The sequence below is a fragment of the Bacillus salacetis genome (genome assembly GCF_003581585.1).
GTDB classification, from domain to species: Bacteria; Bacillota; Bacilli; order Bacillales; family Bacillaceae_B; genus Rossellomorea; species Rossellomorea salacetis.
Genome location: NZ_QXIR01000011.1, coordinates 1 through 18,320, shown reverse-complemented (window position 1 = coordinate 18,320; position 18,320 = coordinate 1). Strand labels below are relative to the sequence as shown.

The window sequence follows — 18,320 nt, the reverse complement described above, 5'->3', positions numbered from 1 at the left end:
ATTTATGTCTTTTGTGTGTTATAGTGATTTTATAGAAAAGGATATGAACAATTTCATTGTAAACGCTAACATAAATGCTGATCGAGGAGGGATTAATGTGGAGGTAAATTTTACTGGAGACATCACTGAATTATCCGATGGGTTGGAACTGATTGCAAAAGAACTGAATCTCCAGCTAACAAACACGGGTTACCCTATTCAAGTCAAGAAAACTGCAACAGGGGATTTAAAAGTGAAAAATAAAGACGGAAAAGGCAGTATTGTTTATAAGGAGAAAATTCATTTCTTCCGGGCTCTGGGAGTATGGATTGAAAATTATAAAAAAAAAGGAGACTTTGAAATCACCGAATCTCCTAAGTTCGAAATGAATGGTGCAATGTTGGATGCCTCTAGAAATGGAGTGTTAAGTGTACTGAGTATCCAGGATTTACTGCGAAAAATGGCCCTTATGGGTTTGAATGTATTAATGGTATATACAGAGGATACTTATGAAGTGAAAGACTATCCCTATTTTGGATATATGCGTGGCAGATATACTGAAAAAGAAATAGAGGTTTGTGATCAGTATGCTTCATCATTAGGAATTGAAATGATTCCTTGTATTCAGACACTCGCCCATCTAACTGAGGCTCTAAAATGGAATTATGCAGCAAATATTAGAGACACCCCTGATATATTGCTAGTTGATGAACCCGAGACATACGAATTTATTAAAAAAATCATTACCGCTGCTACTAAACCATTTAAAACCAATAGAATACATATAGGGATGGACGAAGCCTTTCAGCTTGGATTAGGAAGATACCTATCAAAAAATGGTTATGAGGAACGATTCAATGTTATGAACAGGCACCTAAAAAAAGTTATTGCTATTACCGAAGAAAAGGATCTTAAGCCTATGATATGGAGTGATATGTATTTTAGGCTGGGCTCCCGGAATGGTGGATATTATGATTTGGAAGCGGAGATTCCAGAAGAGGTCATTTCGTCGATTCCTAACACACAACTTGTGTATTGGGATTATTATCACACAGAAGAAGATTTCTATCGCACTTTTTTGCAAAAACATAAAGAATTAGGGTCAGATCCCATTTTTGCTGGGGGAGTGTGGACATGGAATGGGATCAGTCCTAACTACGGAAAAGCAATGGTTACTTCCGAGGCTGCTTTGATGGCTTGCAAGAAGGAAGGTGTGAAAGAGGTGTTTGCGACTATGTGGGGAGATAATGGGGCAGAGACGCCATTGGTTACAGCTCTGCCTGTGCTTCAGTTATACGCGGAACACTCCTATCATGAAACTGTAACAAGAGCACATTTGGAAGAAAGATTTAACTATTGCACCGGCGGTAATTTTTCTGACTTTATGCGGCTAAATGATTTTGATGAAACTCCGGGGGTGTCTAAAGATAACCTGCATGAGTCCAACCCTTCCAAGATTCTGCTTTGGCAGGATATTCTTATAGGTTTATATGATGCGAACATCCGTGATTTATCAATGGACCAACATTATAAGGAATTAATACCTGATTTGGAAATTGCTAAGCAGAATAATCAGGAGTGGAAAAAAATGTTTGAATTTTATGAACAATTAGCAAAAGTTCTTAGCATCAAATCTGAAATGGGCAATCATTTGAAGTTGTCATATGAAACGGCTGATAGGGAAGCGCTGAGTGTTCATCTGAACAAATTAATAGAACTGAAGGATTTGACTAATGACCTCCGTCAAAAACATAGAAGTTTATGGTTCTCGATGAACAAGGCATTCGGATGGGAAGTTTTAGATATAAGGTATGGCGGGTTGGTTGCCAGAATAGAGACAGCGATACATCGTGTGGAACAATGGCTTGAAGGAACCATCTCAACAATAGAAGAATTGGAAGAGGAGCGCCTTCATTTTGAGGGGCCATATCCGATGCCGGAAGGTTCTATCGGCAGAAATATATATAAAAGAATAGTAACGGCTGGAAATTTAGCATGATTAATTTTTTTCCTGGGTTAATCCCAGGAAAAAAAATTTAAGAAATTTTGAAATGATGATACATTATTTTTTAAAAAAACTAAATTTTTATTTCAATTCAGTCCTTTCTATAGTATATTTAAGTTATGAAAACTTAATAGTTAGAATTTTGAGAATAATAAGAGGGGAATCCCTAAAATTTTTATCTTACCTTACTAAGAAAACGAAGCTATTGATTTAAGGGAGGCCGGAAGTACAGTACCTGGCAATGCACCAGTACTGAAGCGTAGAAACCAGAATTCTAACAATCACGAATATTTGAAAAGACTGCTGATCCTAGGATGTTGCTTCAATAGTTTTCTTGGAAAGAAGGTTTACTTATGAACAAAAGCAGTGATATAGCCAAACAAATTGGAAAGTTACTAGTAGTCGGGTTTGAGGGAAAAACAGTCAACGAAAATATAAAGGAAATGATACATGGCTATCATGTAGGCGGTATCATTTTATTCGCGCGAAATATAGGAACTCCAAGAGAGACAATTGCTTTAACTTCTGGATTGCAAAAAGAAGCGAAAAATGCAGGTTATCAATATCCCCTTATGATTTGCATTGATCAGGAAAACGGAGTTGTACGTCGGCTGGGCGAAGGAACAACAATTTTTCCAGGTGCTATGGCTATCGGTGCCACTGATAATCCAGAAAATGCTTATTCCATTGGACTGGCTTCAGGAAAGGAACTTAAATCGTTGGGGATAAATTGGAACCTCGCTCCTGTTATTGATGTAAACAATAATCCAGAAAATCCAGTAATTGGCGTTAGATCGTTTGGTGAATCTGCAGAAAAGGTTGCTGGATTTGGGAAAGCAACAATGAAAGGTCTGCAGAAAGCAGGAGTCATTACGACTCTAAAACACTTTCCAGGTCATGGAGATACTACCGCGGACTCGCATTTAGAACTGCCTATTATTTCACACAGCAAAACAAGGCTGGATAAAATCGAGTTGGTTCCATTTAAAGCCTGTATTGAAACAGGAGCGGATACAATAATGTCAGCCCATGTTTACTTTCCAGCGATTGACAGGGAAGTAGGTGTGCCTGCAACCCTCTCAAAAAAAGTGATAACGGGACTATTAAGGGAGGAACTGGGATTTAATGGAGTGGTCACAACTGATTGTTTAGAAATGAATGCAATTTCAAATGGCGTGGGGACAGAGAGTGGCGGATTGAAAGCAATCCAAGCGGGTGTTGATTTACTTATGGTTTCACATACGCATTCCAAGCAGACAGGAGTAATCAAAGAGATTAAGAAAGCGGTTGAGTGCGGTGAATTAGATGAACTGGTAATCACAAAGGCTAATCAAAGGGTAGAAAAGTTGAAAGAAAGATACCTCAACTGGAATGATATCCCCAGTGAAAAAGAGTTAACAGGCTTTTCTTCGATCATAGAAAGTGGAAAACAAGAAAAAATTGCTTATGAGGTCTATCAGCAGAGTGTAACAATTGTAAAGAATGAGGGTATGTTCCCCATAGATTTAAAGAATAACACTAGAATTCTAGTAATTGAACCGGCAAAACAAACTAAAATGCTAGTCGAAGATCATATTGACTCCACTTTAATATTAGGGAAAGCAGTAAAGGCATTTCATGCCAGTGTGGATATTTACCCCATAGGTGTGGATCTCAAACCTAAGGAAATAGAATTCATAATTGAAAAATGTCGGGATTATGATTGTACTATAATTGGCACGTTAACCTTAACCCCGGGTCAGGTCTCTCTAATCAAAGAAATAGCCAATAACCAATTGCCTCATATTATTGTGTCAATGAGAAGCCCTTATGACCTGTCTCATTTCCAAGAGGCCGCTGCTTATATTACTACTTATGAATATACATACCCGGCAATAATGGTTGCTGCAGGAGCAATATTTGCAAAGGAACAACCAAGTGGTGTTCTTCCAGTGACTATTAAACAGGAAGAAAGAAGGAAGGGATAAGGATGGAACTGGATGGGTTTGCAGGAGGTTTATATAAAGTATCTTTTTGGATTTCGCGTTTTTTTTATCTGAATTTCTTGTGGGTTTTGTCTATTTTATTAGGTGGAGTTTTATTAGGTGTCTTTCCTGGTTTGGTTGCGACCCTCGTTATTTCAAGAAAGTGGATTGAAGGAAAAGATGTTAGGTTAAACCGTGTGTTTTGGAAAGGCTACTTTGAAGAATTCTGGAAATCAAATGCTATTGGCTGGTTTTTTATAGGGATAATGTATGTGTTATACATTGATTTTCAATATATCAAGACTGTTAATTCCGGAGTTTTTTCCATACTGATGTATGTAGGTTTAATTACTATATCAATCTTAGCAATAGGCACTTTAATCTATGTATTTCCTATACTTGCCCAGCATAAGTTGAAAACATTTGAAACCTTGAAATACAGCTGCATTATTGGAATGGTTAATCCACTGCACTCATTAATCCTGGGTATTATCATTTACTTAGGTATATCGCTTATTAATGATTTACCAATATTGATACTGTTCATAGGTGGAGTCGTTGGATATATTTGGATGTGGTTTGCGAAGCAATCAATTGAAAGCGCTTTAAGAAAACCTTCATTTGGTTAAAGAAAGGGGGATAAACTGTGAACGCTGAAAGAAAAGTTATGGATACTGAAAGAGAAGATACGTATGAAGTTGTTAAAGTGAAAAATTTCAATTCAAAGAAGAAGTCTCCAAAAGGTAAAGGTAAGGATCTGAAAAAATCATTTATGAATCAATGGCAAATACAGTCGATGGTGTGGCCAGGTATAATTCTGGTGTTTGTTTTCGCGTACATACCGATGTATGGGATTTTAATGGCATTTCAGGACTATAACATATTCAAAGGGATTTTTGATAGTGAATGGGTCGGTATGAAACATTTTGTGATGTTCTTTGAATCTCCAGAGTTTTTTACAGTAATGAGAAATACAGTTGTTATTAGCCTATTAAAACTTTTGATAGGGTTTCCAGCTCCTATAATTCTCGCATTAATGCTGAATGAGGTACGGAACCAACTATTCAAGAGAAGTATCCAAACGGTCAGTTATCTACCTCACTTTTTGTCCTGGGTGATCGTTGCCGGATTTGTTGGTTCTATATTGTCAACGGATAACGGCAGCTTGAATATCTTATTGAAAGAATTAAACATCATTGATGAACCTATCAATTTTCTATCCATACCTGAATACTTCTGGACAATCATTGTAGCTACAGGGGTTTGGAAGGAAATAGGCTTTGGTTCCATTGTCTATTTGGCAGCCATTGCAGGTGTAAATCCACAATTATACGAAGCAGCTGCTATTGATGGAGCGGGAAGGCTTAAACAAATCTTTCTGATTACCATACCAAGTATCATGCCGGTAATCCTTATTTTCTTCATATTAGCCATTGGAAACTTACTAAGTGCTGGCTTTGAAGACCTGCTGCTTCTAGGATCCAACCCTATATTGAGAGATGTTTCGGACGTAATAGATACGTATGTTTATCGTGTAGGTATTTTAAATAACAGATTTTCTTATGCCACCGCCGTTGGTTTATTCAAGGCAATCATTAGTGTTGGGCTATTAGTAATTGCTAATAGATTTTCCAGAAGAATGGGAACAAGTTTATGGTAAGAAAGTCATTGTTGAAGAGGGGGGTTAGTAATGAAGTTAAGTTTTGAAGATAAAGTCCTCCAATTTTTCATTGGGAGCTTTCTATTAGTATTAGGATTTGTGGCAATGTACCCCTTTTGGAATTCAATTGTCATATCTTTCAATTCAGGAGCAGATACAGCTTTAGGCGGGATAACCTTCTGGCCAAGGGAGTTCACATTAGATAATTATAAAATCGTTTTTGAAGATAAGCGGCTTACACAAGCTTTTATGATAACTATTCTTAGAACAGTTATCGGTACATTTATATCCATTTTCTTTACAGCGTTATTAGCTTACGGTATGACTAAAAAGAAATTGATTGGCAGAAAGTACATGATGATATTCTTTGTCATTACCATGTATTTCAGTGGAGGTTTAATACCAACATTCTTGACCATCAGAGGATTGGGCTTATTGGATAGCTTCTGGGTCTTGATTATTCCAACTATAATCAATGTCTGGAATATGATCGTATTTCGAACGTTTTTCAATGGACTGCCAGCTGAACTAGAAGAATCAGCAAAGCTTGATGGGTGTTCTGATTTTGGAGTGTTCTTCAAGATTGTCGTTCCCGTATCAGGGCCGGTTATAGCAACTTTGGCACTTTTTACAGCCGTGTTCCATTGGAATGATTGGTTTTTTCCGAGCATCTATATATCAGATGCGGACCTAATCCCGATTCAAACTTTGTTACAACAAATCATGAATTCTAATATTATGTCTGATCAAATGGCTCAAGCGGCTCAGGGAAATGCAATTGCGCTGGAGCATATGACGAAGCAACAAAGCGTTACAACGAAATCATTGACATTGGCAACCATGATGGTTGCCACCATTCCAATAATCTTGGTCTACCCTTTTATACAGAAACACTTTGTCAAAGGTGTTCTTATTGGTTCATTAAAAGATTAAATCCTTATGATGTTTCTACAAACTAGTATTCTACCGTTGAAAAAATTATTATCAAATAATTTATGAAAACGTTAGCAATAAGTAAATTAAAAAATGGAGGGAGTACCATGAAAAAAATATTAGTTAGTTTATTTATTCTAAGTATGGCTTTTGTTCTTCTAGCATGTTCAGATGAAGAAGCAAGTACAAAAGAAGACGTAGTTTTTGGAGAAGAGGATTTATCATTTTCGTTTTATGGACATTATGATTGGATGACTACTGACCCCTGGGCTGAAAATGAAGCAACAAAATGGATAAAAGAGAATTTAAATGTAGAAGTAGAACCAATACAATCTGGCGGCAAATCTGTCGAAAAACTGAATTCAATGATCGCTTCAGCCAATTTACCAGATGTTATTCACTTGAACAGAGGACCAGAGGTTCAAAGATTGGTTGAAGCTGACCAATTGGTACCGCTAGATGACTATATTGATAAATATCCCAATATAAAAGAATGGGTCGGAGAACAAACACTTAATATGTTGCGAAGTGAAGATGGACACATCTATCAAATTCCAAACTGGTATAGTACCCAGCCAAGAGGGAATGGAGGCTGGATGATCAATAAGCAAATCTATGAAGAGCTGGGCTCTCCGAAACTGGAGACATTCGATGATTTATATGCATATCTTCAACAGGTGAAAGATAAGTATCCAAATGTTGTTCCGTTAGAAGTTGGTGAGAGCGGCCAGGGTATTGAAATGATGTATACAGGGTTTGGTGAAAATTTATCCAGAACATTTATTGGAAATCGTGCGTATCCAGTTGGTAATGAATTAAAGTCGATTTTTGAAGATCCGATTTTTGAAGAAACCATGATATATGCAAACAAATTATTTAAAGAAAAACTTATTACACAAGATGCTATGACCCAGACAATGGACCAGGTGAAAGAAAAGATCAATACAGGGAAAGCAGCCGTAGTATTTACAGCAAGTACTGCAGATTTAGGCAGGGTGGGCAACAATAGTTTAAAAGCTGAGGACCCTGAGGCTGGATACGAAATGATTTGGCCTATCCATAAACAAGGTGTTGATAAGAAAAAAGTTTGGATAGATGATTATGTCACTTTGGGATGGAATGTAAATGTCATAACAAAAGATGCAGATAATCCAGAGGCAATTTTTGCTTACTTTGATTGGATGGTAGGAGAAGAAGGGCAAAGAGTACTATTCTTTGGTCCTAAAGGTTTATATTGGGATGAAGTTGATGAAAATGGCTATCCAATTCCAAATGAGAAATATAAAGCAGATTCAGCTGAAGTTCGTGGAGATACAATGATTAAATTCGAGAAATTCAACTGGGCAGGAAACACTGTTTTCATCGATAATGCAAAATCCGAGATTGAATATATGCGTCCAGAAGAAGAGCGTGACTGGACTACTGTAGCCCAAAATGAAATTACTTGGAAAACAGCTAAAGATGTTACGGAATTCACTAACTTGTCTCCCCTTCCTGAATCTGGAGAAGGTATAACAGCTCAAAGGGTTACAGATATTTTTGATGAAACCTTTGCCAAAATTCTTTTTGCAAAAGATAAAGAGGAAGTAAAAGCTTTAATAGAACAAGCCCGGAAGGATGCCGAAGATGTGGGCCAAGATAAGTTATTAGAATTCCAAACAAACAAATGGCATGAGAATTTGGAAAAGATTGAACAGTAATAATTAGAGGAAGCTAGCCCTGTATTGGGCTAGCCCTTATTAACTCAAATAATTTCTTCTAAAAGGAAGTGATTAGATGGAGCTTGGTCTGGATCGTTTTCTAAAAAAGGAATATCGGCAGTTTGAAAATAGAAGAATCGGATTAGTAACCAATATGACGGGGGTTAACAGAGAGCTTACCTCTGCCATTGATTTGTTTTTTGAGCACTCTGATATTAAGTTAACAGCTCTCTTTGGTCCTGAACATGGCATTCGTGGTGATGCAAAAGAGGGACAAATGGTAGAATCCTCTATTGATCATTCAACAGGTCTACCCGTTTACAGTTTATACGGTAAAGATAGAAAACCTAGTGTAGAAATGTTGGATTCTTTGGATGTCATTGTATTTGATCTTCAGGATATCGGATCCAGATACTATACTTTTATCTATACGATGGCTTATGTAATGGAAGCATGCGCTGAGAATGATATTCACTTTGTTGTCTTGGATAGGCCCAATCCACTTACAGGTGAGAAAGTGGAAGGGAATTTAGTGGAAGACGGAATGCGTTCCTTTGTTGGTTTATATCCTATATTAAATAGGCATGGCATGACGGTTGGAGAATTGGCCCAGCTCTATAAATATGAATTTGGTATCAACTGCGAACTATCTGTGGTGACTATGGAAGGTTGGAAACGCAGTATGTACTTTGATGAAACCGGCCAATTCTGGGTGCCTCCTTCTCCTAATACGCCAACTCTGGATATGGCCATATTATATCCAGGAACTTGCCTGGTTGAAGGCACGAACTTATCTGAAGGAAGAGGAACCACTAAGCCATTTGAAATTGTAGGGGCTCCTTATATAAATGGCCAAAAACTGTCAAAGCAAATTAATAGCAAGAGAATCCCAGGTGTAATTGCTCGCGCTACTTCCTTTATCCCAACCTATCAAAAGTATAAAGATGAGGTGTGTGGAGGGGTACAGTTACATATAACAGATCGAAACAAACTTAATTCTTTTCACGCTGGCATCTCCTTACTAGATATTATTGCTGATATGTATCCAAATGACTTTAACTTTATTAGGAATGAAAATGGAAAGTGTTTTTTTGACCTATTAGCTGGTACAAAACAATTAAGGGAGCACCTATTAAATAGAAACTCGAGCGAATTTGTTTCAGGATGCAAAGTTCAGGAAGAATCTTTCGAAAAAATAAAAGAACCATATCTTATATATAATTAGGATGGAGTATAAATGAATAATATATCAACTTTGACTACAGAGAAAAGAAATATAAATTCAAAAAATATTGATAGTATGCAAACTGATGAAATCCTGCAAATGATCAATAGAGAAGATATGACAGTTGCGAAAAGTGTACAAAAGGTTCTGCCTGAAATTGAATCCACTGTCTCAGCGGTATGTAACTCATTGAAACAGGGAGGAAAGTTATTTTATGTAGGAGCAGGAACTAGCGGAAGAATTGGAATCCTGGATGCGGTAGAATGTCCTCCCACCTTCAGTACACCACCAGATTTAATACAAGCAGTAATGGCAGGTGGAATTAATGCAATTGAAAAAGCAGTTGAAGGAGCGGAAGATGACGAACAATTAGCTATTATAGATTTGGAGGAAAGGGAAGTAACCGATTTGGATGTGGTGGTAGGCATTGCTGCAAGCGGAAGAACGCCATATGTAATGGGGGCTCTGAAATATGCTAAAAGTATAGGTGCCACAACTGTTAGTCTATCCAGTAATAAAAATTCTGATATCAGTAAAATTGCTGATATCAATATAGAGGTGATAACAGGCCCCGAGGTATTAACAGGTTCAACCCGGATGAAAGCGGCAACTGCTCACAAACTTATTCTGAATATGATTACAACCACATCAATGATTAAAATTGGCAAGGTTTATGAAAATTTAATGGTAGATGTGAAAGTTAGTAATCATAAGTTGAAAGAACGAGCTAAGAATATTATTTCTACTATTACCGGTGTACACTACAAAGTAGCTGAAGAAATTCTAGAAAAAACAAATTATGAGGTCAAGCCAGCTATTGTAATGATAAAAACGGGAGTAACTCTACAAGCTGCGAAAGAGTATATAAAACAAGCAAATGGATTTGTTAGAAAAGCAATCCAATTTGCATTAAATGAGGGGAAAAATAATATCCCCCTTTAGCAGTATATAATTTAGATGACTAACGACAAATCGAAGAGGAATACTATTGAAGGATGTACCTTTGGGAATTTGTGTAGTTAACTCAAGGAATTGAATACTTGACTATTGTTATCAAGGTCCTTCAATAATTGTAAGGTGTAAAATGTTAATGCAAGAGATTCTCTTGAGCCTTTGTATTTCCTATCCGAACTATTCCTATTTCTTAACCTTTTAAGGTAGTAAGAAAGAGATGTGTATCAAATAGCACACCAGTTCTTATTTGGAGGATTCCTCCTTTTCCTCGCAGTGGATTCAGATAATTGTGTTGGCCATCCATAACAACAACGGGAATTGGTTTAAAAAGATAAAAAGTTTAACTTATACATGTTTTGAAAGAATATTGAAAAACTACTGATGGAAGTCTCGATAAAGGGCGTTTTCGCATATATTATTGGAGTTGGGAAAAATCCTAAGTGTTGGATTTTTCCTTGTATCCCAATGTTTATTATCTAAAAGAATGATCAGCTCTTTTCGTTCCTGTTTACGCAGGTTTTTACGGCGATTATCAGGGGATTATTTGAAATTTATATTGAATTGCAACAAAGCTTACGAAAAGAACCTTGATAAAAGAAATACAATTACTGAGCACCCGAGTTGCATATGATGGAAAAATTAATTATGAGAGGGGTTGATAGCATGTCAACTACTGGAGGACTTGTTATACTTTCCGAGATGTTACCGTTATTACCACCTTCAGAAAGAAAAATAGCTGCATACATTATTGAAAACCCCAAGGAATCCATTTCTTTAACAGCTATGGAACTAGGGAAAAGGAGTTCCACTAGTGGTGCTGCTGTTATTAGGTTATGTAAATCACTTAATCTTAAAGGGTTTCAAGATTTGAAAATACGAATTGCTGGAGATCTGCAAAAGACAGGTGATGTTGGATATCGGGACATAGAACCTAATGAACCACCTAAACTTGTTATTGATAAAATGACAAATAATACTATTCAAACCATACGGGAAACTGCTGAATTGCTAGATGTAGATGAATTGGAAAAGGCGGTTGCAGCATTACAAAAATCCAGAAGGACCCATTTTATAGGGGTGGGTGCATCCAGTATTATAGCCCAAGATGCACAACAAAAGTTTTTGCGGATTAATAAGGATGCTTATGCCTTTTCTGATATTCACATGGCAGCTACACAGGTTGCAAATGCTGACGAGTCAGATGTGGTGATCGGTATTTCTTTTTCAGGAGAAACGACCGAAGTGGCAAACATATTACAACTGGCAAGACAGAATAATGCCACTACAATTAGTTTGACGAAGTATGGGAATTCTATAGTGACTGATAATGCAGACATTAATTTATATACCTCTGCTACAAGAGAACCAACTTTTAGAAGTGGTGCTACTTCTTCTCGTATTGCTCAACTGCAAGTCATAGATATTCTATTTATGTGTGTGGCTTCCTTACAATATGATGAAACAGTAAAACATTTAAACGCAACAAAAGAGGCTGTGGATTTTATTGGAAGTAATAAACAAAAAATTATAAGTAAGATGAGTTTTTAGGGGCTTGCTCGAGCAGGAGTGGGCTTCTTTGCCATATGGTTTAAATTCAAACACAGTGGAGGCATTTTAAATGTTTGTTCTAGGTATCGATGGCGGAGGTACTAAAACTAAAGGAGTCATTGCTGATTCAAATGGTGAAATTATTGCACAAGCAAAGTCCGGCCCTTCCAATCTGAATAGTGTAACGCAATTTGATTTGAAAATGGAATTATCTATACTTATAGACTCTTTAAGAGAACAAAGCGGAGATACATTTTCACAGGTAAAAACAGTCTATGCTGGAATGTCAGGCGTTGATCATCCTACCGCCAAAAGGAAAATGAAAGAGATATTGAATTCACTATTGCCCCAAGGTGTTAAGGTAATGGTGAATAATGATGCGATAACAGCGTTATATTCCGGAACCTGGGGAAAGCCGGGTATTATTCAAATTGGCGGGACAGGTTCGATTACATACGGATTGAATAGTAATGGAGTATTTGATCGAGTTGGAGGCTGGGGGTACTTACTTGGTGAGAAAGGCAGCGGTTATGCACTCGGAAGTGATGGGCTGCGTGCAGCTTTTTCATACCATGATGGACTTGGTGACCCTACACTCATTAAAGGGTTTGTTATGGAACACTTTCAATCTCAATCACTTCCAGATATTGTACACACTGTTTATCAATCAAAAAACTCAAAAGAATTAATTGCGTCATTAAGTAAACTTGTTGTCAGAGCAGCTGATCTGGAAGATGGGATAGCTATGAAAATAGTTGAAGAAAATGGAGTCTATATTGGAGAATCCATAACTTGTCTAATTAATCGGCTTTTCTCAGACCGTGAAAAACAAAGTGGGATTGACATTGTGCTTACTGGAGGGGTTTTCAATAGGATTGATTTATTCCAAGGCAATATTGAGAAGGTACTGAACGAGAATAGGATAAATTATGCCTTTGCTATTCCTAAGATTCACCCTGTTGGTGGAGCGGTTATAGCAGCTTTGTTAGAAGAAAATGTAAAAATAGATGATAGTTTGAGAGAGAGCTTTTCATCGATTACGTAAAGTTGAAGGAGGGACCAAGTATATGAAATATATTTCATGGAGCAAAGACAAACTGGAAGAACTAGTGAAACTTTGGAACAAAGAACTAGGATCGTATTTTCCTATGCGTAAGGAGTTATTTGAACAGAATAGTTTCAATGACGAAAATGTTTGCTTTGAAGCCTCTCGTATAGCTATAGATGAAAATGACAATGTTATCGGTTTCCTGGTTGCAAAGAGGTGGCAAGAAGAGTTAGAAGTGGGTATGAATCTGGAGATTGGATGGATTCAGGTACTATTAGTAGACCAGCGTTTTCGTAATAAAAGAGTCGGAACCAACTTGTTAAAGCATGCTGAAGAAACCTTAATGAAAAATGGCATTAAATCGATAGTATTAGGTAGAGACCCTTGGCATTATTTCCCTGGTGTGCCCCAACCTTATAATGATGTATCAAGGTGGTTTGAGAAGCAGGGTTATAACAAAATTGGAAGTGATTATGATGTCATTTGTAATTATGATTCTGAAAGTGATACTGATTTTCCAAGATTTGAAGAAGTTGAGTTTTCAGTCCTAAATCTAAAGGACAAAGATGCTTTTTTGCAATTTTTCAGCAAATGTTTTCCCGGCAGATGGGAATATGAAGCTATCCAATATTTTGAGAAAGGGGGTACTGGAAGAGAGTTTGTTGTCCTTAAAAAGAGTGAAAAAATTATTGGGTTTTGCAGGATGAATGATTCTAACTCTCCAATTATTGCTCAAAATGTTTATTGGGCCCCATTAATTAATAAAGAATTAGGTGGGATCGGACCGCTGGGGATTGATTCCAATGAACGTAAAAATGGCTATGGATTGGCAATAGTGCAAGCGGGTATTGCTTATTTAAGAAACCGGAATGTGAGCTCAATTGTCATTGATTGGACAGGATTAATAGATTTCTATGGGAAATTGGGATATGAAGTCTGGAAAAGCTATGATTCATATAAAAAGATTATCTAAACTTTGAAAGGATTGTCTTATCAATGAGGGAAATGGTTCTCGATTTTCTGCAAAAAGAGATAGATTTAGAACATATACCAGGTGGTGCAGTCAGTGTATCTCTTAAGGGAGAAGTTTTACTGGAAGAAGCAATAGGTTATCAATCCATTTATCCGGAAAAACAAATAATGAAGCTGAATACTATCTTTGATATAGCTTCACTTACAAAAGTAGTTGCTACATTACCGGTGTTATTGAAGCTTATGGAAGTTGGTGAGATTAGGTTAGATGATGTTGTTTCTTTTTTTCTCCCGAAATTTGCTAAGAATGGGAAAGAATCCATAACTCTGAGGGATTTGTTAACACATACATCGGGATTGCCAGCCTATAGGCAGTATTATAAAGAAGGGCTTAATAAGAATCAGATAGTAAGTGAAATATGTGACGAATCTTTAGAGTATGAGACTGGAAGAAAAGTAATCTATAGCGATCTTGGATTAATCATTCTTTATAAACTGATCGAAACGGTGACTGGAGAAAAGTTTGAGGTGTTTTTGCAAAGAGAATTTTTTACTCCAATGGAAATGAAGGAAACAGGGTTTAATCCTGCTAAAAATATTGATCGTTTTGCTCCTACCGAATTTAGTAAGGAACTAAAGGAGTATAAACGAGGTGTCGTGCATGATGAAAATGCCGAGACTATGGGTGGGGTTAGTGGGCATGCAGGCCTTTTCTCTACACTGAAAGACTTACAAAACTATTCATCTATGATTGAAAACAATGGTAAGTATAAGGGGAAAACGATTCTGTCTGAGTCAGTTATTGAGTTGTCCAAAGAAAATTACACACCATTTGCTAAGGAGTATAGAGGGCTTGGATGGCTTTTAAAAGGTCCTTCATTATCTTCTTGTGGGGATCTATTCTCTCAAACTTCATATGGGCATACTGGCTTCACCGGGACAAGTGTATGGTTTGACCCTGAGGCGGAGTTAAACGTCATTCTATTAACAAATCGAGTACATTTAGGGAGACAACCACAGATTTTAAGACTAAGGCCAAGATTACATAATATCATTCGCTCACACCTATAAAGGTTCCATTATATCTAAGGTCTTAGTTAAGAAAGTATGCAAGAAATGTTTGCAATTAAAACAAATTGATATCTGTTTCAGTTCATCATATTTTATAAGTTAATCCATCGGCAAAGGACATATCAGTTAATAAAGCTGATATGTTTTTTGTATTCCCTTAATAATCCATAGGAAATGCCTGGTAGGTCATCTTGAATCGTCAAATAATATTCATTTTTGATGGAAGAATACGGACCTAATGGATCCTGTCTTCTGTGGTTGATTTTGACCAATTAATGTGTAAGGTATAAAGTGTTAGTGGTAACATAGAATGTGGCATTGAATTAAACCGAGGTGACAACTGCCAACACTGAAATCCTTCGGTACACCTTTGTTTAGGCCGTTCACGAGTTGGGGTTTTGCTTAAAATATAATAAATTCTAGCGAAAAGGAGAATGACGATGTCAAAGATGATTGGCTATTTTGGAACGTACACCAAGGAAGAAAGTGAAGGGGTGTATCAGTTCACTCTGGATACTGAGAAGAAAGAGATTACCGATGTAAAGCTGGCGGCGGCTTTGAGTAATCCTACATACTTAACGATCAGCGAAAATCAGCAGAACTTATATGCAGTTTCCAAGGAAGGTGACCAGGGAGGAATCGCTGCTTTTTCCATTAAAGCCGGAACCGGGGAATTGGCCAGGCTGAACAGCCGGACATCTGCCGGGTCGCCTCCGTGCCATGTGAGTGTTGATTCAGCTAACCGCCAGGTCGTCACGGCAAACTATCACACGACTGAAGTGGAGTCCTTTTTAACAGATGAAGGCGGTTCTCTGCAGCCGGCAGTTTCTGTCATTGAGCATGAAGGCTCCGGTCCTCATGATCGTCAGGACAAACCTCATATGCATTATGCAGGTTTTACTCCGGATGAAAAATATGTGGTTGCGATTGACCTTGGAAGTGACCGTGTCATCACGTATGCAACTGATAATGGAAAATTAAAAGAGGTAAAAGTCCTTCAAGTTGCCCCGGGAAGCGGGCCGAGGCATATTGTATTCCACCCGAATGGGAAGTTTGCCTATGTCATGACAGAGCTGAGTTCCGAAGTCATTGTGCTTCATTACAATGAGGAGGATGGAAGCTTTGCGGAACAGCAATATATCCCGACGATTCCGGAAGGTTTTGCAGAGACAAATGACGGAAGCGCCATTCATATTTCTTCTGATGGAAACTATGTGTATGCCGGTAACCGTGGCCATAACAGCATCGCAGTGTATAAAGTCGATCAGGAGTCGGGATCTTTATCCTTTGTTGAATGGACATCCACAGAAGGCAATTGGCCGCGCGATTTTGTAATGGATCCTTCCGGGAAATTTCTTGTCGCAACCAATCAAAAATCCAACAGCTGCACCTTGTTCAGCAGGGATGAATCAACCGGAAAGTTAAGTTTGCTGCAGGCAGGAGTTAAAGTGCCGGAACCGGTTTGTGTGAAGTTTTTGTAGGTTTAATATGATATAACAAATTTCAGCAATTTTAATTAAACCACTGTTGGTTTCATCGACAGTGGTTTTGTTCTCGGAATGCACTTTAGCGCTTTAAAGTGTGATAGGGGACAGTCCCTTATCATGCTTTAAAGCACTAAAGCGTCTGGAAGCCTATCTCTTCCGGATAGTGAAGTTGTCATTGAGCAGTGCCCAGTTCTGCGGGTATGGGTAGCCGAGTGCCCAGTAGCTGACTCCGCGCAGGTTGTATTGTTTGGCCAGATCGAATTTGGCTTGTGCACTGCGGGCGTCCTCGAACCAAACTTCATGCTGCTGTCCCTGCTCGTCTGTATAGCGGTAGTACGGCGATTGGGCGGCAGTGTCATATTGGATGGCTGCCCCGTATTTTGCTGCTCTCTGGATGGCTTCCTGCGGACTGAAGGTTTCCGCTTCCTGGCCTTGGACATGGGGGATTTTCCAATCACGGGCATAAATTTGGAAGCCAAGGAATATTTTTTTCGATGGCATGACTGAGACGGCATATTCTATGACCCTTCTCATCTGATTGATCGGTGAAATGGCCTGTGGCGGTCCCATTCGGTAGCCCCATTCATATGTCATGAGCACGACGAAATCCGCTATCCTGCCATGTGCTTCGTAATCATGGGCGGTATAGAGCAGTCCTGCCTGGGCAGCGCTTGTTTTCGGAGCAAGTGCTGATGATACGAAATACCCTTTAGGATGGAAAAAATCGACTGCCTGCTGCATGAACTGGTTATACAGTTCGCGGTCATCCGGCAGTACATTTTCAAAATCGATGTTAATCCCTTTATATCCCTTGGCTTCCATTATCCGAAGTGCGTCATTTAACAGGTTGTTACGATACTCAGCCTCTGCCAGAACGGTGTGGGCAAGATTCGAACCAGCTTCCGTGGTCGTGAAATTAGTGATGGACATCATAGGTGTCACATTGTTATTCATGGCGGTATTGACCGTTTGTTCGTCCTTGATCGGACTGAGCTTCCCATTCTGTGTGATCATGTATGCGAACGGGCTGATATAAGTGAGAAGCGGGTGCAGTTCCTCAATGGTCTGGCTGGCATTTGAAGGAGTCTGGTACGTATAAGCGTTGACTTCGATGACCGGCTTGTTCCTTGGAATGCTGAGCTGAATGCCTGGATAGATCAGGCTGGGGTTTTGAATCTGGTTTTCAGCAGCAATCTGTTGGACAGTGGTTCCATAGCGCTGGGCTATTTGCCATAATGCTTCGCCTGGCTGGATGGTATGCGTAATGGGTGGAATAATGATAGGCATTCCGGGATAGAGAAGGTTTGGATTGCTGAACTGGTTCGTCTGGATGATTGCTTGGACGGATACACCGTACCTTTGTGCAAGGGACCATAAAGTCTCGCCGGATTGGATGGTATGCGTGGTGCCCCGCAAAGGTATGACTATCGACTGCCCGATGATGAGCTGATCCGGATTCGTCAGTTCATTGACGTCGACTATGGACTTCACATTCACTTGATAACGATTGGCAATCTGCCAAAGTGTTTCACCGCTGCTTACAACATGGATAATCACATGAATCCCCCCGGTTATTCAATAATGCAGTATACGTTGAGGACTGGGCGGTTGTGCAGGACGAGGGGGAGACTATCGAATGACTGATTGTTAGTAAGGGGGAAATGCGGTCAGGTGGGGATTTGCAACCTTTTTTTCTATCAATATAAGAAGACGATCACCCTCCAAATAGCCGAGACTGACATATTGTTATCATGGGGAAAAGAAAAATAATAAG

Annotated in this window: 14 protein-coding genes; 13 read left to right on the top strand and 1 reads right to left on the bottom strand. The window is 38.5% G+C overall.

The window, feature by feature from the left end; all coding sequences use genetic code 11:
* Positions 1 to 97 precede the first annotated feature (97 nt).
* The 13 genes from D3H55_RS09650 to D3H55_RS09590 all read left to right on the top strand — a co-directional run bounded on the left by D3H55_RS09650 (position 98) and on the right by D3H55_RS09590 (position 16,540).
* The gene (locus D3H55_RS09650) at positions 98 to 1,978 is read left to right on the top strand and encodes a beta-N-acetylhexosaminidase (protein WP_119546704.1); all 1,881 of its coding nucleotides are present in this window, start codon (positions 98 to 100) and stop codon (positions 1,976 to 1,978) included.
* Between the two features lie 359 nt (positions 1,979 to 2,337).
* Entirely contained in the window at positions 2,338 to 3,951 is a 1,614-nt protein-coding gene (gene nagZ, locus D3H55_RS09645; protein ID WP_119546703.1) for a beta-N-acetylhexosaminidase, read from the top strand.
* A gap of 2 nt (positions 3,952 to 3,953) precedes the next feature.
* Positions 3,954 to 4,577 carry a YesL family protein gene (locus D3H55_RS09640; RefSeq protein WP_119546702.1) on the top strand — a complete coding sequence of 208 codons (624 nt, stop codon included), beginning with the start codon at positions 3,954 to 3,956 and terminating at the stop codon, positions 4,575 to 4,577.
* A 143-nt stretch (positions 4,578 to 4,720) separates the two neighbouring features.
* Entirely contained in the window at positions 4,721 to 5,608 is an 888-nt protein-coding gene (locus tag D3H55_RS09635; RefSeq protein WP_420808740.1) for an ABC transporter permease, read from the top strand.
* Positions 5,609 to 5,638: 30 nt separating this feature from the next.
* Positions 5,639 to 6,541, top strand: a complete 903-nt coding sequence (locus D3H55_RS09630; RefSeq protein WP_119546701.1) for a carbohydrate ABC transporter permease — start codon at positions 5,639 to 5,641, stop codon at positions 6,539 to 6,541.
* A 107-nt stretch (positions 6,542 to 6,648) separates the two neighbouring features.
* A complete protein-coding gene (locus tag D3H55_RS09625) occupies positions 6,649 to 8,241 on the top strand; it encodes an extracellular solute-binding protein (RefSeq protein WP_119546700.1) in 1,593 nt (530 codons plus the stop codon).
* Between the two features lie 76 nt (positions 8,242 to 8,317).
* Positions 8,318 to 9,466: an exo-beta-N-acetylmuramidase NamZ family protein gene (locus D3H55_RS09620; RefSeq protein ID WP_119546699.1), complete on the top strand. Its 1,149-nt coding sequence runs from the start codon at positions 8,318 to 8,320 to the stop codon at positions 9,464 to 9,466.
* Positions 9,467 to 9,478: 12 nt separating this feature from the next.
* Positions 9,479 to 10,408 (top strand): N-acetylmuramic acid 6-phosphate etherase, encoded by a 930-nt coding sequence (murQ, locus tag D3H55_RS09615; RefSeq protein ID WP_119546698.1) that lies wholly within the window; start codon positions 9,479 to 9,481, stop codon positions 10,406 to 10,408.
* A gap of 642 nt (positions 10,409 to 11,050) precedes the next feature.
* Entirely contained in the window at positions 11,051 to 11,968 is a 918-nt protein-coding gene (locus D3H55_RS09610) for a MurR/RpiR family transcriptional regulator (RefSeq protein WP_240628537.1), read from the top strand.
* Between the two features lie 70 nt (positions 11,969 to 12,038).
* The gene (locus D3H55_RS09605) at positions 12,039 to 13,013 is read left to right on the top strand and encodes an N-acetylglucosamine kinase (RefSeq protein WP_119546696.1); all 975 of its coding nucleotides are present in this window, start codon (positions 12,039 to 12,041) and stop codon (positions 13,011 to 13,013) included.
* 22 nt (positions 13,014 to 13,035) lie between these two features.
* Positions 13,036 to 13,989, top strand: coding sequence for a GNAT family N-acetyltransferase (locus D3H55_RS09600; RefSeq protein ID WP_119546695.1), 954 nt, complete (start codon positions 13,036 to 13,038; stop codon positions 13,987 to 13,989).
* Positions 13,990 to 14,012: 23 nt separating this feature from the next.
* Positions 14,013 to 15,059, top strand: coding sequence for a serine hydrolase domain-containing protein (locus D3H55_RS09595; RefSeq protein WP_119546694.1), 1,047 nt, complete (start codon positions 14,013 to 14,015; stop codon positions 15,057 to 15,059).
* A gap of 440 nt (positions 15,060 to 15,499) precedes the next feature.
* Positions 15,500 to 16,540: a lactonase family protein gene (locus D3H55_RS09590; RefSeq protein ID WP_119546693.1), complete on the top strand. Its 1,041-nt coding sequence runs from the start codon at positions 15,500 to 15,502 to the stop codon at positions 16,538 to 16,540.
* A 153-nt stretch (positions 16,541 to 16,693) separates the two neighbouring features.
* Here D3H55_RS09590 and D3H55_RS09585 read toward each other — a convergent pair whose 3' ends face one another.
* Positions 16,694 to 18,103, bottom strand: a complete 1,410-nt coding sequence (locus tag D3H55_RS09585) for a glycoside hydrolase family 18 protein (protein ID WP_119546692.1) — start codon at positions 18,101 to 18,103, stop codon at positions 16,694 to 16,696.
* Between the last annotated feature and the right edge of the window lie 217 nt (positions 18,104 to 18,320).